The organism is Ruegeria sp. HKCCA5426 (assembly GCF_013034585.1).
Classification (GTDB): Bacteria; Pseudomonadota; Alphaproteobacteria; order Rhodobacterales; family Rhodobacteraceae; genus Ruegeria.
This window is the reverse complement of sequence record NZ_WQGH01000008.1, coordinates 93,974-114,688: the sequence shown is the minus strand read 5'-3', so window position 1 is coordinate 114,688 and position 20,715 is coordinate 93,974. Positions and strand designations below refer to the sequence as shown.

The window sequence follows — 20,715 nt, the reverse complement described above, 5'->3', positions numbered from 1 at the left end:
TCCGGTTACAACCGTAGCTCGGCCACAAAGTCGTAGGCGTCGCCGCGATATAACGACCGGGTCAGTTCTGCGACCCGCCCGTTCTTGAGAAATGAGATGCGCTCGATATTCAAACCGGCAGCACCTTCGGGAACTTCCAGCAACTCAGCCTCGCGCGCAGCAAGGTTGAGTGCCGAGATTTTTTGAACAGCCCGCACCGGACGACGCCCCAGACCTTCGAGAACTTCGTAGAGTGAGGTCGTCACTTCAATCGGATTAGGCAGGATATCCAAAGGCAACGCCGCGCGTTCAAGCGCAAGGGGTCGACCATCGGCCTCTCGCAATCGGTAGATGCGGGCAATTTGTTCACCCTCCGACAGGTTCAGCGCACTGATTTCTTCGGCAGTCGGTGCGAAAACTCCGCGCTCAAGCCATTTGGACGCGGTTTTCATACCACGGGTCGACATATCCTCGGTGAACGATGTTAGGTGGGTCAAAGATTGTTCGACCTTTGGAACGCGTTCGCGAATAAAAGAACCCGACCCCTGTCGCTGCTCAATAACGCCTTCCTGCACAAGCTCTTGTATCGCCTTGCGCACAGTGACCCGAGACAAGTCGGTGATTTCCACCAATTCACGTTCGGACGGCAACGACGAATTGGGGGCAAGCACACCCTTGTCGATCCCTTCCTGCAACCTGCGTCGCAGTTGAACGTATCGCGGGCCGTTTTCGGGCGAAAGCCACAGGTCTGCACGCAGGAAATCAGTTATGCTCATGCTGAATCTCCTTCGCCAATTCCAATGCTCCGACCAAAGGTTCCGCCAAAGGGGCAAGCACGGCAGACTGCATCTCCGGTGGCAAGTAATCTGCGTAATGCGACGCGATCCCTCCTGTGAGGCAAAACGCCTGATCCGGACGCCAGCCCAATTTCGCTGCCATCGACGCTATGTAATCGCCCCCTGCCTGCATGATCCGCTTGGCGATCGCATCGTTTCCACGCGCAGCCGCAGTCACCTCGGGCGCGAGCGCGCCGAATTGGTCAGGCGTTGCAGTCCCGGCAAAGCCGACAATACCGGCCGTACCGTCGAAGCGATCCAACAGCTTGCGCGTCAAGCCGGTTTCCTCCTCGACCCCGTCCATCACATTCAATGTCTCGGCCAGGGCGCGGCGACCAACCCACTGAGCCGAGGCTTCGTCACCCAAAACAGGCCCCCACCCCCCGGCAAACCGCATTTCTCCATCCATCTGCGCCGCAAGAAACGATCCCGTGCCGCAATGTGCAATCAAACCGTCCTGCGCGCCCAAGGCACCGCGTAGGGCCGCAGGTCGGTCGTCCTTAATCCGCGCCTGCGCCAATCCCAAAGACACGCGCAATCGGGACGCTATCCCGGCGTCCGTCACGCCGGCCAGCCCAACGAAGGACGGCCAGTGCAGCATGTCATCCGTTCTGCAGCCCACACTTTTGGCCAACCGTTCAAATCCGATGTTGATCTGCTTAATCGCGCCCTCAAAATCGCTCGAAACATTGGCTGGTCCGGTTTCTACTGAATGGACGGCACCATCCATGTCGCAGGCGACACGGCACCGCGTTCCACCCCCATCAACCGCCAAAACGGCACTATTTCGAGACTCAGTCATAACAATACCATTATAATACCTATTGCCGTCAGGAAAGACAAAAATAGACCAATTTGAACCAATTCTCTCTTTCCTTTGTAGATTTCTCCTTTTATCCGAGCGTGGGAAGAAAATTATAGACAAGTGGTATTGAATAGGTATTGTAAGGAAAACCAATGGGGGATTCTCTTGACGCTGCCGTCGACTGAACAACTGCATCAAGAAGCTACGCGGCTTGACCGCAGCGACCTGACGCTGTCTGCCCGCCTTTTGGCTTCGGGGCAGGTTGCTGCTGCAAACACCGCGCTTGAGGCGGTGGACGCCATAGCAGGCGGAGCGGAATCAATGGCAAATACCATTCGTTCCGGCGGCGTGATCCATTACATCGCTGCGGGCTCTTCTGGCCTGATGGCCGCTGCCGACGCGCAAGAGCTTGGGGGCACCTTCTCGATCCCTGCAAGCCAGTTGCGGATTCACATGGCGGGTGGCTTGCCGACCAGCGTGGAAATGCCCGGCGCTGCAGAAGATGAAGACGAAGGCCTCAGAAATGACCTGCAAGACCTTCAGGCCAAAGACACAATTATCGCGGTGTCAGCCAGCGGTTCCACGCCTTACACATTAGCGGCCTGTGAAATCGCCAGAGAAAAAGGGGCCACCGTCATCGGCATCGCCAACAATGCGCAAAGTCCGCTGCTGGAAGGTGCCGACATCCCGATCCTTTTGGCCACACCGCCAGAGCTGATTTCCGGATCAACCCGCATGGGTGCTGGAACGGCGCAGAAGATCGCCTTGAACATGCTGTCTTCGCTAATGGCGCTGGAACTTGGTCACGTTTATCGGGGCATGATGGTCAACCTGCGTGCTGATAATGACAAGCTGCGCGCTCGGGCCGCTGGCATCGTTACACGGATCGCCGAAGTGGATACGGACACGGCACAATCCGCTTTGGAAACGGCTGACGGCGACGTTAAACCCGCCATTCTGATCGCAGCGCGCGGCCTGTCTCTGGCAGAAGCAACAGAACGACTGAACGCGACAAACGGCATCCTGAGCACCGCATTGGAAATATAAAACAACTGCTAACCAACTGGGAGAATACAATGAAACGCAAAAGCCTGAAACATGCCCTATTGGGCACAACGCTTATGGCCACTTCGGCCTTGGCCGAGGACGTGACGCTGACCATCGAAAGCTGGCGCAACGACGACCTGACGCTGTGGCAGGAAAAGATCATCCCGGCATTCGAAGCCGCCAATCCGGGCATCAAGGTGAACTTCACGCCCTCTGCCCCCGCGGAATACAACGCGGTTCTGAACGCAAAACTGGAAGCTGGCTCTGCGGGCGATCTCATTACCTGCCGCCCCTTCGACACGTCGCTTTTGCTGTTTGAAAACGGAAACCTGGCGGATCTGAGCGATCTGGGTGCGATGGACAACTTTTCGGATGTAGCGAAATCCGCATGGCAGAACGATGACGGCTCCGCCACGTTCTGCGTGCCGATGGCTTCGGTGATCCACGGGTTCATCTACAACAAAGACGCTTTTGCCGAGTTGGGTGTCGACGTTCCCACGACGGAAGACGAGTTCTTTGCCGCTTTGGACAAGTTCAAGGAAGACGGCACCTATATTCCGATGGCGATGGGGACCAACGACCAGTGGGAAGCCGCCACGATGGGCTACCAGAATATCGGCCCTAACTACTGGAACGGCGAAGAAGGCCGTCTGGCGCTGATATCGGGCGAGCAGTCCTTGACCGATCCGCAGTGGGTCGAGCCGTATGAGACCATTGCGCGCTGGAAAGACTATCTGGGCGACGGGTTTGAGGCACAGACCTACCCCGACAGCCAAAACATCTTTACCCTTGGACGCGCCGCGATTTATCCGGCCGGTTCGTGGGAGATTTCGGGCTTCAACGCACAGGCCGATTTCGAAATGGGCGCGTTCAAGCCCCCGGTCCGTAATGCGGGCGACGAATGCTACATCTCTGACCACACGGACATTGCGATGGGTCTGAACGCAGCGTCGGAGAATGCCGAAGCAGCGCGCACCTTCCTTGACTGGATGGGCACGTCGGAATTCGCCACGATCTATGCCAACGCTCTGCCGGGCTTCTTCTCACTGTCGAGCCACGACATCGCGATGGAAGATCCGCTGGCGCAGGAATTTGTAAGCTGGCGGAATGACTGCGGCTCGACAATCCGGTCTACCTATCAGATCCTGTCGCGCGGCACGCCGAACCTTGAGAACGAAACCTGGAACGCTGCGGCTCAGGTCGTCAAAGGCGCGGAAAGCCCCGCCGATGCAGGCGCACGGCTGCAAGAGGGTCTGGCCTCGTGGTACGCACCGCATCAGTAAGCTGACACATACCCGGGCGGAACTGTTCGCCCGGGTACACCCTTTACTCCTTTGAAAGCTGATCCATGAACCGCCCCCGCTTCCGCTGGCATATCGTTGTATTTCTGGCACCTGCCGTGCTGGTTTATACGGCAGTGATGATCTTCCCGCTGTTCAACACGCTGCGTCTGGCACTGTATACAGAGATTGATCAAAGCCGCGTGTTCGTTGGATTGCAGAACTTTCAAACCCTGTTTTTCGATCCGATCTGGTCCGAGCAGTTCTGGAACGCCTTGGGCAACAATTTCTGGTTCTTCCTGATCCATATGCTGGTGCAAAACCCCATCGGGATCGCACTGGCGGCGCTGCTCAGCCATCCACGCCTGCGGTTCTCGGCGCTGTACCGGTCGGCAATTTTCATCCCGACGATCCTGAGCTTTGTGATCGTTGGCTTTGCGTGGAAGCTGATCCTGTCGCCCATCTGGGGCATCGCACCTTCGATGCTGGATGCCGTGGGCCTGAAATCCCTGTTCGCACCGTGGTTGGGGAAAGAGGAATACGCCCTGACCACACTGGCGCTGATCTCGGTCTGGCAATTTGTGGGCATCCCGATGATGCTGATCTATGCCGCCCTGCTGACCATCCCCGAAGAAATTCTTGAGGCCGGAGAGATTGACGGCATCACCGGCGCCTCGGCCTTTTGGAAGATCAAGCTGCCGCTGATCCTGCCGTCGATCGGCATCATCTCGATCCTGACTTTCGTAGGCAACTTCAACGCGTTCGATCTGATCTATGCCGCGCAGGGCGCGCTGGCCGGGCCGGATTTCTCGACCGATATTCTGGGTACCTTCATGTACCGCACCTTCTTTGGCTTCCAGTTGCAACTGGGCGATCCGCATATGGGGTCGGCCATCGCCGGGGCCATGTTCGCGATCATCCTTGTGGGCGTCTGTATTTACCTCTTCGGCATCCAGACCCGGATGCGCCGATACCAGATGTGAGGGGGCTGAAATGAACAAAGCACGCCATAACCCGATCAACACCGCCGCAATGCACGGGGCGCTGATCCTCTATACGCTGATCGCCCTGTTCCCGGTCTTTGTGATCCTGATCAACAGCTTCAAATCCCGCCGCGCGATCTTCCGGGAACCACTGGCGCTGCCGAATGCCGACAGTTTTTCGATGATCGGGTATGAGACAGTGATGAAGCAGGGGGATTTCTTCCTCTATTTCCAGAATTCGATGATCGTCACCGTGGCGTCGCTGTTCTTTATTCTGCTGTTCGGCGCGATGGCGGCTTATGCGCTGTCGGAATACCAATTCAAGGGCAATTTGGTGATGGGGCTGTATCTGGCGCTGGGGATCATGATCCCGATCCGCATCGGCACCGTGGCAATCCTCGAGATGATGGTGGCGACCGGGTTGGTGAACACGTTGTGGGCGCTGATACTGGTCTACACGGCACAAGGGTTACCGCTGGCGGTGTTCATCCTGTCCGAGTTCATGCGACAGGTCAATGATGATCTGAAAAACGCAGGGCGCATCGACGGGCTGTCGGAATACACGATCTTTTTCCGGCTGGTGCTGCCTTTGGTCCGGCCCGCGATGGCGACCGTGGCTGTGTTCAACATGATCCCGATCTGGAATGATCTGTGGTTCCCGCTGATCCTTGCCCCGGCCGAAGAGACCAAGACGCTCACACTGGGCAGTCAGGTCTTCATCGGCCAGTTCGTTACGGACTGGAACGCGGTTCTGTCGGCGCTGTCCATGGCGATCCTGCCGGTACTGATCCTCTATGTCATTTTCTCGCGCCAATTGATCCGCGGCATCACTTCAGGAGCTGTCAAATGACCAAAGTTCTGATCGCTGGCCTTGGGAATATGGGCCTGAGCCACGCGCTGGCCCATCATAACCACCCCGACGCACAGATCGTGGGGCTGGTGAATCGGTCGGGCCATGTGGATCACCCCGAACTGGGCCACTACCCCGCCTATTCGGATTTCCAGACCGCGCTGGCCGAAACCAAACCCGATCTGGTGGTCGTCGCCACCTATTCCGACAGCCACGCCGATTTCGCCTGCGCCGCGATGGAGGCAGGCGCGCATGTCTTTGTAGAAAAACCGCTGGCCACCAATGTCGCCGATGCGCGGCGCGTGGTGGAAACCGCCACACGGCTGAACCGAAAGCTGGTCGTGGGCTATATCCTCCGCCATCACCCCTCGTGGATGCGCCTGATCTCCGAAGCGCGCGATTTGGGCGGGCCTTACGTGTTCCGCCTGAACCTGAACCAGCAATCCTCGGGTGCGGAGTGGGAGACACATAAGGCGCTGATGCAGACCACCTCGCCCATCGTGGATTGCGGTGTGCATTATGTGGATGTGATGTGCCAGATCACTGATGCACAGCCGGTCCGTGTTCATGGCATGGGCCTGCGCCTGTCTGATGAGATCGCCGAGGACATGTATAACTACGGCCAGTTTCAGGTGATCTTCGACGACGGATCGGTCGGCTGGTACGAGGCCGGATGGGGCCCGATGATGTCCGAGACTGCGTTTTTCGTAAAAGACATTGTCTCGCCCAACGGCTCGGTCTCGATCACCGACGGCAACAAGGGCGCTTCAGCGGATATCGACGGGCACACCAAGGTTGGTGGCCTGCTGATCCACACGCCGGGCGGCGACCGTACCGTCGACATGCCGGATGAGCCCGGCCACCAGGAACTGTGTGACGCCGAACAAGCCTTTATGCTGCGCGCCATCGCTGACGATATTGACCTGACGCGCCATATGAATGACGCCGTCCAATCCCTTGCCATTTGTCTGGCTGCCGATGAAAGCATCCGCACCGGCCAGCCCGTTTCGCTCAAGGAGCCCACGACATGACCGCTCTGACCCTGACTAATGTGAACAAGTCCTTTGGCGAGGTTCATGTCCTGAAAGACATTTCGCTTGAGGTGGAGGAAGGTGAGTTCGTCGTCTTCGTCGGCCCCTCGGGCTGCGGCAAGTCCACCCTGCTGCGCGTGATCGCAGGGTTGGAAGATGCGTCCTCGGGCGAGATCAATATCGACGGGCAAACCGTCAATCTGGTGCCGCCGTCGAAACGCGGGATCGCGATGGTTTTTCAAAGCTATGCGCTCTACCCCCATCTAAACGTGCGTGGGAACATGACGCTGGCTTTGAAACAAGAGAAGCAATCCAAAGCGGTGATTGAGGAACGTGTCGCCACGGCCAGCCGGATGCTGAACCTTGAGGAATATCTGGATCGCTACCCCTCGGAACTGTCCGGCGGTCAAAGGCAGCGCGTCGCCATCGGGCGCGCTATTGTGCGCGAGCCGAAACTGTTCCTGTTCGATGAACCGCTGTCGAATCTGGACGCCGCCCTACGGATGAACACCCGGATCGAGATCGCAAACCTGCACCGCGCGCTTGATGCTTCGATGATCTATGTCACCCACGACCAGATCGAGGCGATGACGCTGGCCGACAAGATCGTCGTGCTGCGTGACGGGCGGGTTGAGCAGATCGGCACTCCGATGGACTTGTACAACAACCCCGCCAACCAGTTCGTCGCCGGGTTCCTTGGGTCGCCGTCAATGAATTTCTTGCCCGAGGGGTTGTTGGGCGAAGGTCAAAACACCATCGGCATTCGGCCAGAAGACCTATTTCTGTCGGATGACGGCCCGCTGAAAGCGCGCGTCAGCCATGTCGAAAAGCTGGGCGGCGATACAAACGTTATCGCCAAGGTCAACGACCATTCCGTCACCGCCCGCTTGTTCGGCCAGCACGCGATCAGCGAAGGCGAAGAACTGCGATTCGCCTATACCGCCGACAAAGCCTATCGGTTTGACACCAATGGGCAGCGTTTGCGTTAGGCGCGCCCATTAACACCCCAAAACCTGAAGCGCCTGAACAAGCACCAAAGCTGCAAATTGCGGCGCTTTGGTTGGAATTACGGTGTGGTGGAACATATATATCTGGCAATGTCGGCCTGACAGAAGACCGGACAGACACATTTGCAGGACCGTTATTCCACTGTCACAATGGGGCACTAAGTCCGTTTCATAGCTATCCATTTACAGCCAGGAGCCACCCCATGAAAGACGCTGATCGCATGTCTCTCTCTGCAGACGATTGGGACGAACTGCACTTTCCCCGCCCCGAGGAAAACGAATTTGACCGCGTCGTCGAAAGCGCCATTTCTCGCCGAGGGTTTCTGGGTGGCGTTCTGGCGTTCGGCTCGGGCGCGGCGGCGATGGGCGCCGGTCTAATGGGGTCGACTTCGGCGCAGGCGGTCGAGGCCTCGCGCTTTGCCTTCACCCCTATTCCCGCGCAAACCGACGGGACCGTACATGTGCCCGAAGGGTATGACTGGAAGGTGCTGATGCGCTGGGGCGACCCACTGTTTTCGGACGCGGATGGCTATGACATCACCGACGGTGGCCCAGTTGAAAAATCCGACCGTATCTTTGGCGAAAACACAGACGGGATGGAGAGCTTTTCATATCAGGGTCACGAACTGATCGCGATCAACCATGAGTTCCCAAATAACGGCATCAACCTTCCCTCTGCGCAAGAAGGTGTTCCCGCCAACGCAGGCGACGTTCTGAAAATGCAGAACATTCAGGGCGTTACGGTGATGGAGATCAAGGAGGCTGCTGACGGATGGTCTGTGGTAAAGGACAGCCCGTTCAATCGCCGCATCCACCACAATACGCCTATGAAAATCGTGGGTCCCGCTGCTGGTCACGACCTGTTGAAAACCAAGGCTGACCCAACTGGCACGACGTCGCTGGGCACCATGAACAATTGTGGTGCAGGCAAAACGCCTTGGGGCACCTACCTGACCTGCGAAGAGAATTTTAACGGCTATTTCGGATCGTCCGATGAAACCGCCGTTTACGATAAACCGGTCGCGGACGGATATGCGCGCTATGGCGTCAAAGCCAAAAGCTGGAACGGCTACGAACTGTTTGACCCGCGTTTCGACACGTCGAAAAACCCGAATGAACCCCACCGCGTAGGCTGGATCGTGGAAATCGACCCGACCAAACCCGACAGCACACCTGTCAAGCATACCGGTCTGGGCCGCTTCAAGCACGAAAACGCCGAGGTAACTCTGGCCGCAGATGGTCGTGTGGTCGTCTACATGGGCGACGATGAGCGGGGCGAGTACTTGTACAAGTTCGTCTCGAACGGCACCTATCAGCCGGGCGGCGAGACCGAGAGCCTGCTGAAAGATGGCACCTTATACGCAGCCAAGTTCGACGACGACCTGTCGGGCGTATGGTTGCCTTTGACGCCCGAAACAACAGACATGAACGCCGCAGAGATTTCGATCTTCACGCGTCTCGCGGCCTCGAAAGTGGGTGCCACGACCATGGACCGCCCCGAATGGGTTGCCTCCAGCCCGGTTGCGGTCGAGGCATATTGCTGCCTGACCAACAACAAGAACCGAGGTATCAAGCCAAATGCCGGTGGTGACGATACGTCGGTCAATGGACCTAACCCGCGTGAGGCCAACAAATACGGTCAGATCGTGCGTTGGCGCCCAAGTAACGACGACCACGCAGCAGATACGTTCGACTGGGATCTCTACGTCATGGCCGGCAACCCAAACGTGCATACGGATGCCTATGCCGGGTCGCCCAATGTCAATGAAGGCAATCTGTTCAATTCGCCGGATGGTATGGTCATCGACACAACCGGACTGATCTGGATTCAGACAGACGGCAATGACAACAACGCCGAGGACTTTGCCGGAAACGGGAACAACCAGATGCTGGTTGGTGACCCGATCACCGGAGAGATCGCGCGCTTTATGACGGGTCCGAATGGGTGCGAAGTCACTGGGCTCGCGTGGTCAACCGACCTGCGGACAATGTTCGTCGGAATTCAACACCCCGGCAGCAATTGGCCCGATGGCGGAACGCCACGGTCTTCGATCATCGCTATCAAGCGGAATGACAACGGCTTAGTCGGCTAATACATCTTTTGGGGGTGCCCTCTTCCGAATACGGGTGAGGGCGCTGTCAGATATCCTCGCCCGGCAAAGCCAACGGCCCGCCGGGGGCCATCAGGTGACGCTCTGACAGCCACGGGTTCAACTCCAATGCCTGCTGCAGAGCTTTGCGCGCTTCGTCCGTTCGCTGAAGACCAAGTAATGTCAGCGCACGACCGCTGATCGCGGCGACGTGGTTCGGTGACAGCTCAATCGCCCGGTCCAGATCGGGCAATGCAGCCTGAAAATCCTGCCTCAGATAATGGGCAAAGGCACGCTGGTTATATCCCTCGGCGTAGGACGGGCAGTACTCGATCAGCTTGTCGAAATCCTCGATCGCGCCCAACAAATCCCATGCATTCCGACGCGTCATACCCCGGTCCAGAACGGCCTGAGCCGTTTCGTCCGGTGCATCCGTCCAGAACTCCCACAATTGATTGGACAGCGCGCGGGCGGCCTGTTCGTTTTCGGCCTGTTGTATCTGCGAGATCAACCCGGTCACTCCAGCAGAATGATCCGGTGCCATGGGGCAATCATCGGCAAAGGCAGCACCCGAGGTTGCGGCAACAAAGGCAGAGGCAAGGAAAAGCTGTTTCATGCAGCAATGGTGACGCTTGCTCGGCTTTCGTCAACCCGGCCTTCAGAACGCGCCCGAGACGCCGGTTTCCTTCACCGCCTCCATCGCAACAAAGGTCGACGTGCTGGCCACACGGGGTAACGACGAAATTTTCTCGGCCAGAACGGCGCGATACTCGGACATCGAACCGGTGCGAATTTTCAGAAGATAGTCGAAATTCGATGCAATCATATGGGCTTGCTCAATCTCGGCCACTTTGCGCACCGCCGCATTGAACTCGGCCAATGCCTTTTCGCGAGTATCTGTCAGACGCACCTCGACAAAGGCCACGTGGTCCAGACCAAGGCGGATCGGGTCAAGCAAGGCGCGATATCCGGTGATGATGCCATCGGCCTCAAGTCTCTTCACACGTGCTTGAGTGGGCGATTTCGACAACCCAATCCGCCGCGCAAGGTCAGCGATGGGGATGCGCCCATCCTCAGACAGAATCGTCAGAATTGACTGATCGAACCGATCAAGACCGGGAAAGTCTTTTTGCACTGTATTCTCCCAAAACTTCAGTCCATTCGCCTTAGTTTGGAAAGAAATAAGGCAATCCTCCTGTCAAATCGACCCTATATTTATCAAAAGCCCCGGAGGATACATGTCACACAGCCTGCGCGCCCATATCGACGGTCAGACCTATGCCGATCAGTCAGCCGTACTGGACCACCTGATTGCACAGTCTGATCTGACCCAAGCCGATCGTCAGTCCATATGCGCCTCTGCCGCTCAGTTGGTGCGCGATATTCGTTCCAGCACGTCGCCCGGCATGATGGAGGTATTTCTGGCCGAATACGGCCTGTCCACTGACGAAGGCGTGGCCTTGATGTGCCTGGCCGAAGCACTGTTGCGTGTCCCCGATGCCGACACGATCGACGCGCTGATCGAGGATAAGATTGCGCCATCCGATTGGGGTAAACATCTGGGGCAGTCCTCGTCCTCGCTGGTCAATGCCTCAACCTGGGCCTTGATGTTGACGGGCAAGGTTCTGGATGAAGGCAAATTGTCTCCGGTCGGTGCCCTGCGCGGCGCAATCAAGCGATTGGGTGAGCCGGTGATCCGCACGGCCGTAGGCCGGGCCATGAAAGAAATGGGCCGTCAGTTCGTACTGGGCGAAACCATCCAGGCCGCAATGGACCGCGCCAAGGGGATGGAAGCCAAGGGCTATACCTATTCCTACGACATGCTGGGCGAGGCCGCCCGGACCGAGGCCGATGCTGCCCGCTATCACCTGTCCTATTCGCGCGCGATTGCGGCCATTGCCGATGCTTGCACCCATGACGACATACGCGCCAATCCGGGAATTTCGGTGAAGCTGTCGGCGCTGCACCCGCGTTATGAACTGGCGCAGGAACAACGCGTGATGGATGAGCTTGTGCCCCGCCTGCGTGCGCTCTGCCTGCTGGCCAAGGCCGCCGGGATGGGCCTGAACGTAGATGCCGAAGAAGCCGACCGCCTGTCCCTGTCGCTGCAGGTCATAGAAGAGGTCATGTCCGAGCCCGCCCTGACCGGATGGGACGGGTTCGGGGTCGTGGTTCAGGCATATGGCCCACGCGCCGGGATCGTTTTGGACACACTTTATGACATGGCCCAACGCCACGATCGCAAGTTGATGGTCCGGTTGGTCAAAGGGGCCTATTGGGATACCGAGATCAAGCGTGCGCAGGTCGAAGGCGTCGATGGCTTCCCTGTCTTCACCCGCAAGGCGGCGACCGATATTTCCTACATCGCCAATGCGCGCAAATTGCTGGGTATGACCGACCGGATCTATCCGCAATTCGCCACCCACAACGCCCATACCGTCAGCGCGATCCTGCATATGGCCAAGGATCAACCCTATGAATTCCAGCGCCTGCACGGGATGGGCGAAACGCTGCACGGGTTGGTCAAAGATCAGAACTCTACCCGCTGCCGTATCTACGCTCCGGTCGGTGCGCATCGCGACCTATTGGCGTATCTGGTGCGCCGACTGTTGGAGAACGGTGCGAATTCATCTTTCGTGAATCAGATTGTGGATGAGACTGTGTCGCCGGAAGAAGTCGCCGCCGACCCGTTCAACGAGATCCGCGAACCGGCACGGCCACTTCCCACCGGACCTGAACTATTTCAGCCCGAACGCCCGAACTCGCGCGGGTTTGACTTGCAACATACGCCCACACTGGATCGGATCGACGCCGCCCGCGACGGGTTCCGAGCACATCACTGGTACGCGCGGCCACTTTTGTCCGGGGATGCCACGCCCGAGGACGACCAGCCTGTCATCAACCCGGCCCAACCTCAGGACCGGCCCGGCGCTGTCGCCCCAGCAAGCGCCGAGGACGTCGAACTGGCGCTGGCCTCTGCGGCACCATGGCAATCGCCAGCGACCGAGCGGTCCCGCATTCTGAACGCCGCCGCCGTTCTGTACGAAGACCATTACGGCGAGCTTTTTGCGCTGTTGTCCCGGGAGGCTGGGAAATCGCTTCCGGATGCAGTTGCTGAACTGCGTGAAGCCGTTGATTTCCTGCGGTACTATGCTGCGAATATTCCTGATCTTGCGCCTGCTGGAACCTTCACATGCATCAGCCCGTGGAACTTTCCGCTGGCCATTTTCACCGGTCAGATTGCAGCGGCGCTTGCCACTGGTAACGCTGTACTGGCCAAACCCGCCCCGCAAACACCCCTGATCGCGCATCGCGCCGTGCAGTTGATGCATGAAGCAGGTGTGCCACTGGATGTTCTGCAATTGCTGCCGGGTGGCCCTATGGTGGGTGCGGCACTGACCTCGGATGCGCGGGTTTCGGGCGTGGCTTTTACAGGCTCGACCGCGACGGCGCTGAAAATCCGCGAGGCAATGGCAGAAAACCTGCGGCCCGGCACCCCGTTGATCGCGGAAACCGGCGGGCTGAATGCCATGATAGTGGACAGCACTGCCCTGCCAGAACAAGCCGTACAATCCATCATCGAAAGCGCGTTTCAATCGGCGGGTCAGCGCTGCTCGGCCCTTCGGTGCCTTTATGTGCAAGAGGACATTGCGGACGACCTGCTGACGATGCTGAAGGGCGCGATGGAGGCCCTGCAGGTTGGCGACCCGTGGTTGATTTCAACCGATTGCGGCCCCGTTATCGACAACGATGCACGGCAGGTCATCACGGATCACGTTGCAACGGCCCGTCGGGACGGGCGCATCCTGAAAGAGATGCCAACGCCGCCCGACGGCACATTCGTCGCTCCAACGCTTATTGAAATCCCTGGCATTGCCGCGCTAGAACGCGAGGTTTTCGGCCCGGTTCTGCATGTCGTGCGGTTCAAGGCGTCCGAGATTGATCAGGTGATCGCTGACATCAATGCCACGGGGTACGGCCTGACCTTTGGCTTGCACACGCGCATTGACGACCGTGTTCAGCACATCACCGAAGCCGTTCACGCAGGCAATATCTATGTGAACCGTAACCAGATTGGAGCGATTGTCGGATCGCAACCTTTTGGTGGTGAAGGGCTTTCTGGAACTGGCCCCAAAGCCGGCGGTCCAAACTATATGACCCGTTTCTGCGCACCCGACCGCCAGAACAGCGCCGGGACGTGGGACGCAACAATGGGCGGCATGCCTGCCCCGGACGGCGAGCCGGCATCAGTTCAAACCCGTTCCCTGCCCGGCCCCACCGGAGAATCCAACCGCCTCAGCGAGTTCCCCCGCCCGCCTCTCTTGTGTATGGGGCCGGGTGAGGCTGCAGTTCAGGCACAAGCGGTGGCCGTGCAGGAATTGGGCGGTTCGGCAATCCGCGCCACAGGTACAATCGACCTGCATCGGCTTGAAAATGCGACAGGTATCTCCGGCGTTTTGTGGTGGGGTGATGAAGCCACGGCCCGAGACATTGAACGGCATCTGGCCCGCCGCACTGGTCCGATCCTGCCCCTGATCCCCGGCTTGCCGGACAAGGCCCGAGTACTGGCCGAGCGCCACGTCTGCGTCGACACAACCGCCGCAGGGGGTAACGCGGCGTTGCTGGGTGGTGCGGCCTAAACAGACCTTGACGCTGGGCTAAGGAAAGCCCAGCGTCGCGCCATGTTTCCGATCCGCGATCATAACCCTTCGGGGCGTACTCCGTTCGTCGTTTACCTGCTAATGGCGGCGAATATTCTGATCTTTATCAGCTATGCAGGCGCCATGGACGACGCGCGGCTGATCAACCAGATTTACTATGATTACGCCGTTATTCCGGCTCGGATCACTGACGGATTTGCGTTCGATACTTTGGTGACATCAATGTTCCTGCACGGGGGCTGGATGCACCTGATCGGCAACATGCTGTTTCTGTGGATCTTTGGCGACAACCTCGAAGATGAGATGGGCCACCTACCCTTCCTTCTGTTCTATCTGGCCGCCGGGATCGGCGCTGGCCTGATTCACGTCCTGACAGCCCCCGGCTCATTGGTTCCCACAATCGGTGCATCGGGCGCGATTGCCGGAGTGATGGGCGGCTATTTGCTGCTGTTCCCCAAGGCGCAGGTCGATATCCTGTTGATCTTGATCGTTTATATTCGCGTCTTCACCATTCCGGCCTTCGTTATGCTTGGGGTCTGGCTTGGCATGCAGTTTCTGGGCAGCTTCTCCAGCAACCCGGACGAAGGTGGGATTGCATATTGGGCGCATACAGGCGGTTTCTTCGTCGGTTTGGTGCTGAGTATTCCCTTGTGGTTGCGGCGCGGTGGCATCAGATACTGGAACCGGACACACGGCCATCCACCCCACCCAGAGCAGACCTACAAGTTCTCGCAATCACGCATTCCCCGCATTCCGCGCAGGTAGACGCCCACCGCTTAGTTCAGTGATTTCCCGGGCAGCGGCCATAACCAACCCGCCCAAGTCCGGCGCGCGGTCCGCTTTGAATCGCACAGTCGGGCCGGACACGGATATCCCGGCACAGGGCTCGGCACGGTCATTGAATATCGCCGCGCCAATGCAGGACATGCCTTCATAGCGCTCTTCCCGATCATGCGACCAGCCCCGCTTTCGCGTCAGCGCCAAGTCCGACTGCAACTTTGACCCGGGCAGCAGAGTACTCTCGGTAAAGGCAACCGGTTCCCCCAAGCCTAGCGCTTTGGTCAACCCGGCCTCGCCCAGTTCGGCCAGGATCGCCTTGCCAGTTCCCGATGCATACATCGGGGTCCGGGCCCCCGGCGGAAAAAACGCCCGGATGGGGTTCCCGGTTTCGACCTGCCCAACAAACACAACCTCGAACCCATCGGGCACCGCGAGATTGGCTGTCTCACCGCTGTCCTGCATCAAGCGCCGCAGGATGGGTCGTCCGATCTCGATCACGCTGTTTCTACGCAGGAAAGACGCGCCGGTTCTGTATGCCTCGATGCCAATCACCCACTCCTGACGCTCTTCGTCAAAGCTGACGAAGCCGTGTTTTTGCAACGTGACCAGAATACGGTGCGTAGTGGCTGTGGGGACCCCGATCTCTCTGGCCAGATCACTCAGCGCGGCCCGCTCCATGCGCGCAACCGTGGTCATAACGCCCAACGCGCGATCCAAAGACTGCATGGTCCCGGCCGAGCTTTCCTTGAACATGGATTTCGGTCGACCTCGTGGTCTTTTTTGCGGCTCTTGTCCCAATTTCCCTTCCTCCTTTGCCCGATATTTTTTGTCGCGGTTGAAATTCGCCATCAAAATGAAAAACGGAAATCTTCACGAATTTCGCCGGTTACAGATTTTTTGGCAAAAATGAAAATATTTTTCAAGAAAATTGCATGACGCCACATAATCCCGGAAAATGTCCTCCAAAGCGGAGGAATAGAAGATGTCCAACCAAAACCCGGTCTTCATACCAGGGCCGACAAATATCCCCGACCGGCTGCGGCTGGCCATGCAGGTTCAAACGCAAGACCACCGCGCACCGGATTTTGTCGACACGTTCGCCCCTGTTCTGGAAGAGACAAAGCGTGTCTTCAGCACTCAAACCGGTCAGATCGTGACATTCCCTGCCTCGGGCACCGGCGGGTGGGAAGCGGCGATCACCAATACCCTCAGCCCCGGAGACAAGGTTCTGGTGGCCCGTTATGGCGTTTTCAGCCATCGCTGGATCGACCTGTGCCAACGGCACGGGTTGGACGTGCAGATTATTGATTGCCCTTGGGGGACAGGTGCACCAGCAGACCTGTTTCAGGCAGCCCTTGCCAAGGACACGTCGCACGACATCCGCGCCGTTCTGGTGACCCATAACGAAACTGCCACCGGCGTGCTTTCGGATATCGGTGCTGTGCGTCAAGCCATGGACGCCGCAAACCATCCCGCGATGCTATTTGTGGATTGCGTAAGCTCGCTGGCCTCTGTGCCATTTCAGTTTGACACATGGGGCGTCGATATCGCCGTGTCGGGGTCGCAAAAAGGATTCATGCTGGCGACCGGGATGGCGATCCTGTGTGTCAGCGAAAAGGCGCAAGAGGCGATGGCGTCCGCCAAGCTGCCCCGCACCTTCTTCGATTTCCGCGACATGATAGCCGCGAATGCATCGGGCGGGTTTCCCTATACCCCGCCGCTGCAACTGATCTACGGGATGCGCGAAAGCCTTAAGATGCTGTTTGAGGAAGGTTTGGACAACGTCTATGCCCGCCACCACCGGCTGGCCGAAGGGGTTCGCCGTGCCACCGACGCGTGGGGCTTGAAGCTGGTTGCACAGTCGCCCGACCTTTATTCCGATACGGTCAGCGCAATCTATGTCCCCGATGGGTTCGACAGCAACGCCCTGACAGATCACGCGTTCAACGCATATGGCGTGTCCTTCGGGATCGGCCTTGGGCAACTGAACGGCAAGGCGTTTCGCATCGGTCATCTGGGCAGCCTGACGGACGTGATGGTCCTGTCTGGCCTCAGCACGATCGAAATGGCGATGGCGGACCTGAATTACCCGATCTCACTGGGCAGCGGGGTCGCGGCCGCGCAGGAATTCTATCGTTCCGGCTCGTCCGGCAACGCAATGGCGGCAGCCTGAGGAGATTGATCATGCTGGATCACACCCCCGCCGCGAAGCTGACAATCGACGACATGCGAGCGGCGCATGAACGGATCAAACCATATATCCGCCGAACCCCGGTCATGGTGTCCGACTACCTGAATGACCTGACCGGCGCCGATCTGTTTTTCAAGTGCGAGAACTTTCAAGAGGCCGGCGCCTTCAAGGTTCGCGGAGCAAGCAACGCCGTGTTTGGCCTAAGCGATGAGATGTCGGCAAAGGGTGTCTGCACCCATTCCAGCGGCAACCACGCGCTTTCGCTGTCCTATGCGGCCGGGCGGCGGGGCATTCCCTGCCACGTGGTCATGCCGCGCACGGCGCCACAGGCCAAGAAAGATGCGGTCCGGCGCTTTGGCGGAGGGATTACCGAGTGCGAGCCGTCGACCACCTCGCGCGAAGCGACGTTTGCCGAAGTGCAGGCCAAAACGGGCGGCGAATTCGTCCACCCCTATAACGACCCCCGCGTGATCGCTGGGCAGGCGACATGTTCGGCGGAATTGCTGGAACAAACCGACGGTGTGGATGCGGTCATTGCGCCGATTGGCGGCGGCGGTATGGTGTCCGGAACCTGTTTAACAGTGTCAAACCTGGCTCCCGGTACAGCGATCTATGCCGCGGAGCCGGAACAGGCGGATGACGCTTATCGTTCGTTCAAGGCGGGTCGCATTATCGCGGACGACGCGCCCAAAACGGTTGCCGATGGTCTGCTGGTGCCGCTCAAGGAAAACACGTGGCACTTTGTGTCCAACCACGTGACGGACATCTTCACCGCCTCGGAAGATGATATCGTCGAGGCGATGAAACTGACGTGGAAATATCTGCGCGTGGTGATGGAGCCGTCCTCGGCGGTGCCTCTGGCAACCATTCTCAAAAATCCGGACGTGTTTCGCGGAAAACGCGTCGGCGTAATCATCACCGGCGGCAACGTGGATTTGGACAAGCTGCCCTGGCTCAAAGGGTAAGGAGGAATAACATGAACAAACCTGTGAAATTTGACGACCTCGAAGTCGGCTTCGACATCCCCGCCTCAATCGGTATGGACGAAAAAGACATTCAAACACCGTGCCTGATACTCGATCTGGACGCGCTGGAGCGGAATATCAGGAAGATGGGCGACTATGCCAAGGCACATGGCATGCGCCACCGCGTACACGGCAAGATGCACAAGTCCGTTGATGTCGCCAAACTTCAGGAAAAGCTGGGCGGCGCGGTGGGTGTCTGCTGTCAGAAAGTCTCGGAAGCAGAAGTTTTTGCGCGCGGCGGCATCAAGGATATCCTTGTATCAAATCAGGTGCGTGACCCGGCCAAGATCGACCGCCTGGCGCGACTGCCCAAGACCGGTGCGCGCACCATCGTCTGTGTGGACGACGTCAATAACGTCGCGGACCTGTCCGCTGCGGCAGTCAGCAACGGCACCAAATTAGAGGTTCTGGTCGAAATCGACTGCGGCGCGGGGCGGTGCGGCGTGACCACAACTCCGGCTGTAATCGAGATCGCCGAGGCGGTCGTGGCAGCCCCAAACCTGAAATTCACAGGCATTCAGGCGTATCAGGGCGCAATGCAGCATCTCGACACGTATGAGGCCCGAAAAGAGAAACTGGATGCTGCAATCGCGATGGTCGAAGACGCGGTTGGCGGGTTGAAAGCCGCAGGAATCGACTGCGATCTGGTCTCGGGCGGCGGCACCGGATCGTATTATTTCGAAAGCAATTCAGGTGTTTACAACGAGCTGCAATGCGGTTCCTACGCCTTCATGGATGCCGACTATGGCCGTATTCTGGACAAGGATGGCAAGCGGATCGACCAGGGTGAGTGGGAAAATGCGTTGTTTATCCTAACCAGCGTCATGAGCCACGCCAAAGCAGATAAGGCGATCTGTGATGCAGGCCTAAAGGCGCAGTCCGTCGATAGCGGCTTGCCGTTCATCTTTGGGCGCGACGATGTCGAATACCTCAAGTGCTCGGATGAGCACGGCGTGATCGGTGATCCCGGCAATGTTCTCAAGGTCAACGACAAGCTGCGTCTGGTTCCCGGTCATTGTGACCCAACCTGCAACGTCCATGACTGGTATGTGGGTGTGCGGGGCGGCAAGGTTGAAACGCTCTGGCCTGTTTCGGCCCGTGGAAAGGCGTTCTGAGCAATGAGGGATATCATGACTTCTCAAGACGGGCTGCTGATCGTAGGCGAAGATCTTTGCAAGCAACTGGTCGGCCGCCAGCAAGCCTTTGACGCGGTTCAGTCGGTCTTTGGCGCAATGGCCAGCGGCGGGGCGTGGAATTTTCCTGTTGTGCGCGAGGCGCTGGGTTACGCGGACGCATTGTACGGCTTCAAGTCAGGGTTCGACAGGGAAGGACAGGTGCTGGGTGTAAAGTCGGGCGGATATTGGCCCGGCAATGCCGAAAAAAATCTGACCAACCACCAATCCGCCGTCTTTCTGTTCGATCCTGACACCGGGCAGCTCTCTGCGCTTGTCGGGGGCAATTACCTGACGGCGGTGCGCACGGCGGCCTCGTCAGCGGTCTCGATTGCACATCTGGCGCGGCAAGATTCGAAGGTTCTGGGGATGGTTGGTGCAGGTCATCAGTCCGCCTTTCAACTGCGTGCGGCAGCCGAACAGCGCGCGTTCGAAAAGGTCGTCGCCTGGAACCCCCACCCGGACATGCTGCCGCGTCTGGCTGCCGTGGCCGAGGAAATCGGGTTGGAGTTCGAGGCCGTCAGCCAGCAGGAACTGGGCGCGCAGGCGGATGTGATCATCACGATCACCTCAGCCTTTGAACCGCTATTGATGAATGACTGGATCAAACCCGGCACGCACCTTGCCTGCATGGGTACCGACACAAAAGGCAAGCAAGAGGTCGACCCCGCGCTAGTGGCCGCAGCAACCGTCTTCACAGACGAGGTCGCCCAATCCGTTACGATCGGCGAAGCCCAGCACGCTGTAAACTCGGGGGCGCTGAAGCAGGATCAGATCACACCAATTGGTGCCGTGATCAACGGGGATCACCCCGGCCGGACCAGCGAAGACGAAATCACCCTGTTCGACGGAACCGGGGTCGGTTTGCAGGATTTGGCAGTTGCGTCGGTCGCCGCGCGATTGGCGGATGAGGCAGGCTTGGCGCAGCGCGCGGCCCTATGAAACGAAAAAGCGCGCCTCGTTCGGGGCGCGCAACTT

General features: G+C 58.5%; 18 protein-coding genes. 13 read left to right on the top strand and 5 right to left on the bottom strand.

Features of this window, described 5'->3' with window-relative positions; genetic code table 11:
• Positions 1-5: 5 nt before the first annotated feature.
• A complete protein-coding gene (locus tag GOV87_RS14430) occupies positions 6-755 on the bottom strand; it encodes a GntR family transcriptional regulator (RefSeq protein WP_171120395.1) in 750 nt (249 codons plus the stop codon).
• Entirely contained in the window at positions 742-1,617 is an 876-nt protein-coding gene (locus GOV87_RS14425) for a BadF/BadG/BcrA/BcrD ATPase family protein (protein WP_171122328.1), read from the bottom strand. The genes GOV87_RS14430 and GOV87_RS14425 overlap by 14 nt, the downstream gene beginning before the upstream one ends.
• 168 nt (positions 1,618-1,785) lie before the next feature.
• On the opposite strand from GOV87_RS14425, the gene GOV87_RS14420 reads away from it, so the two are divergent.
• From GOV87_RS14420 to GOV87_RS14390, 7 genes are all read left to right on the top strand, one after another.
• Positions 1,786-2,667, top strand: a complete 882-nt coding sequence (locus GOV87_RS14420; RefSeq protein WP_171212256.1) for an N-acetylmuramic acid 6-phosphate etherase — start codon at positions 1,786-1,788, stop codon at positions 2,665-2,667.
• Positions 2,668-2,696: 29 nt separating this feature from the next.
• Entirely contained in the window at positions 2,697-3,950 is a 1,254-nt protein-coding gene (locus tag GOV87_RS14415; RefSeq protein ID WP_171212255.1) for an ABC transporter substrate-binding protein, read from the top strand.
• 65 nt (positions 3,951-4,015) lie between these two features.
• Positions 4,016-4,930, top strand: coding sequence for a carbohydrate ABC transporter permease (locus GOV87_RS14410; RefSeq protein ID WP_171120388.1), 915 nt, complete (start codon positions 4,016-4,018; stop codon positions 4,928-4,930).
• A 10-nt stretch (positions 4,931-4,940) separates the two neighbouring features.
• Positions 4,941-5,780, top strand: coding sequence for a carbohydrate ABC transporter permease (locus GOV87_RS14405; RefSeq protein ID WP_171212254.1), 840 nt, complete (start codon positions 4,941-4,943; stop codon positions 5,778-5,780).
• The gene (locus GOV87_RS14400; RefSeq protein ID WP_171212253.1) at positions 5,777-6,811 is read left to right on the top strand and encodes a Gfo/Idh/MocA family protein; all 1,035 of its coding nucleotides are present in this window, start codon (positions 5,777-5,779) and stop codon (positions 6,809-6,811) included. Before GOV87_RS14405 ends, GOV87_RS14400 begins: the two co-directional genes overlap by 4 nt.
• Positions 6,808-7,800 (top strand): ABC transporter ATP-binding protein, encoded by a 993-nt coding sequence (locus GOV87_RS14395; RefSeq protein WP_171212252.1) that lies wholly within the window; start codon positions 6,808-6,810, stop codon positions 7,798-7,800. Before GOV87_RS14400 ends, GOV87_RS14395 begins: the two co-directional genes overlap by 4 nt.
• 221 nt (positions 7,801-8,021) lie before the next feature.
• The gene (locus GOV87_RS14390; RefSeq protein ID WP_171212251.1) at positions 8,022-9,911 is read left to right on the top strand and encodes a PhoX family phosphatase; all 1,890 of its coding nucleotides are present in this window, start codon (positions 8,022-8,024) and stop codon (positions 9,909-9,911) included.
• A gap of 46 nt (positions 9,912-9,957) precedes the next feature.
• Here GOV87_RS14390 and GOV87_RS14385 read toward each other — a convergent pair whose 3' ends face one another.
• Positions 9,958-10,524 (bottom strand): tetratricopeptide repeat protein, encoded by a 567-nt coding sequence (locus GOV87_RS14385; protein WP_171122316.1) that lies wholly within the window; start codon positions 10,522-10,524, stop codon positions 9,958-9,960.
• 42 nt (positions 10,525-10,566) lie between these two features.
• Positions 10,567-11,043 (bottom strand): winged helix-turn-helix transcriptional regulator, encoded by a 477-nt coding sequence (locus GOV87_RS14380; protein ID WP_171212250.1) that lies wholly within the window; start codon positions 11,041-11,043, stop codon positions 10,567-10,569.
• Between the two features lie 103 nt (positions 11,044-11,146).
• Between GOV87_RS14380 and putA the strand changes: the two genes are divergently transcribed.
• Together putA and GOV87_RS14370 are read left to right on the top strand one after the other, a co-directional pair.
• Entirely contained in the window at positions 11,147-14,548 is a 3,402-nt protein-coding gene (gene putA, locus GOV87_RS14375) for a bifunctional proline dehydrogenase/L-glutamate gamma-semialdehyde dehydrogenase PutA (RefSeq protein ID WP_171212249.1), read from the top strand.
• Positions 14,549-14,590: 42 nt separating this feature from the next.
• Positions 14,591-15,334: a rhomboid family intramembrane serine protease gene (locus tag GOV87_RS14370; RefSeq protein ID WP_171212248.1), complete on the top strand. Its 744-nt coding sequence runs from the start codon at positions 14,591-14,593 to the stop codon at positions 15,332-15,334.
• On the opposite strand, the gene GOV87_RS14365 is transcribed toward GOV87_RS14370, so the two are convergent.
• Positions 15,305-16,102: an IclR family transcriptional regulator gene (locus GOV87_RS14365; RefSeq protein ID WP_254447380.1), complete on the bottom strand. Its 798-nt coding sequence runs from the start codon at positions 16,100-16,102 to the stop codon at positions 15,305-15,307. The two genes, GOV87_RS14370 and GOV87_RS14365, sit on opposite strands and share 30 nt — an antisense overlap.
• Before the next feature lie 229 nt (positions 16,103-16,331).
• Between GOV87_RS14365 and bhcA the strand changes: the two genes are divergently transcribed.
• From bhcA to bhcD, 4 genes are read left to right on the top strand one after another with little or no spacing between them, the layout of a single operon-like run.
• A complete protein-coding gene (gene bhcA / locus GOV87_RS14360) occupies positions 16,332-17,522 on the top strand; it encodes an L-aspartate--glyoxylate aminotransferase BhcA (protein ID WP_171212246.1) in 1,191 nt (396 codons plus the stop codon).
• An 11-nt stretch (positions 17,523-17,533) separates the two neighbouring features.
• On the top strand, positions 17,534-18,505 hold the full coding sequence (bhcB, locus tag GOV87_RS14355; protein WP_171212245.1) for a beta-hydroxyaspartate dehydratase BhcB: 972 nt from the start codon (positions 17,534-17,536) through the stop codon (positions 18,503-18,505).
• 11 nt (positions 18,506-18,516) lie between these two features.
• Positions 18,517-19,680, top strand: a complete 1,164-nt coding sequence (bhcC, locus tag GOV87_RS14350; RefSeq protein WP_171212244.1) for a 3-hydroxy-D-aspartate aldolase BhcC — start codon at positions 18,517-18,519, stop codon at positions 19,678-19,680.
• Between the two features lie 15 nt (positions 19,681-19,695).
• Positions 19,696-20,679: an iminosuccinate reductase BhcD gene (bhcD, locus tag GOV87_RS14345; protein ID WP_217360864.1), complete on the top strand. Its 984-nt coding sequence runs from the start codon at positions 19,696-19,698 to the stop codon at positions 20,677-20,679.
• Positions 20,680-20,715: the final 36 nt, after the last annotated feature.

Bases quoted from the DNA above. Each gene is read 5' to 3' on its own strand.
- GOV87_RS14430 (WP_171120395.1), bottom strand. From the start codon at position 755: ATGAGCATAACTGATTTCCTGCGTGCAGACCTGTGGCTTTCGCCCGAA.
- GOV87_RS14425 (WP_171122328.1), bottom strand. From the start codon at position 1,617: ATGACTGAGTCTCGAAATAGTGCCGTTTTGGCGGTTGATGGGGGTGGA.
- GOV87_RS14415 (WP_171212255.1), top strand. From the start codon at position 2,697: ATGAAACGCAAAAGCCTGAAACATGCCCTATTGGGCACAACGCTTATG.
- GOV87_RS14410 (WP_171120388.1), top strand. From the start codon at position 4,016: ATGAACCGCCCCCGCTTCCGCTGGCATATCGTTGTATTTCTGGCACCT.
- GOV87_RS14405 (WP_171212254.1), top strand. From the start codon at position 4,941: ATGAACAAAGCACGCCATAACCCGATCAACACCGCCGCAATGCACGGG.
- GOV87_RS14400 (WP_171212253.1), top strand. From the start codon at position 5,777: ATGACCAAAGTTCTGATCGCTGGCCTTGGGAATATGGGCCTGAGCCAC.
- GOV87_RS14395 (WP_171212252.1), top strand. From the start codon at position 6,808: ATGACCGCTCTGACCCTGACTAATGTGAACAAGTCCTTTGGCGAGGTT.
- GOV87_RS14390 (WP_171212251.1), top strand. From the start codon at position 8,022: ATGAAAGACGCTGATCGCATGTCTCTCTCTGCAGACGATTGGGACGAA.
- GOV87_RS14385 (WP_171122316.1), bottom strand. From the start codon at position 10,524: ATGAAACAGCTTTTCCTTGCCTCTGCCTTTGTTGCCGCAACCTCGGGT.
- putA (WP_171212249.1), top strand. From the start codon at position 11,147: ATGTCACACAGCCTGCGCGCCCATATCGACGGTCAGACCTATGCCGAT.
- GOV87_RS14370 (WP_171212248.1), top strand. From the start codon at position 14,591: ATGTTTCCGATCCGCGATCATAACCCTTCGGGGCGTACTCCGTTCGTC.
- GOV87_RS14365 (WP_254447380.1), bottom strand. From the start codon at position 16,102: ATGTTCAAGGAAAGCTCGGCCGGGACCATGCAGTCTTTGGATCGCGCG.
- bhcA (WP_171212246.1), top strand. From the start codon at position 16,332: ATGTCCAACCAAAACCCGGTCTTCATACCAGGGCCGACAAATATCCCC.
- bhcB (WP_171212245.1), top strand. From the start codon at position 17,534: ATGCTGGATCACACCCCCGCCGCGAAGCTGACAATCGACGACATGCGA.
- bhcC (WP_171212244.1), top strand. From the start codon at position 18,517: ATGAACAAACCTGTGAAATTTGACGACCTCGAAGTCGGCTTCGACATC.
- bhcD (WP_217360864.1), top strand. From the start codon at position 19,696: ATGACTTCTCAAGACGGGCTGCTGATCGTAGGCGAAGATCTTTGCAAG.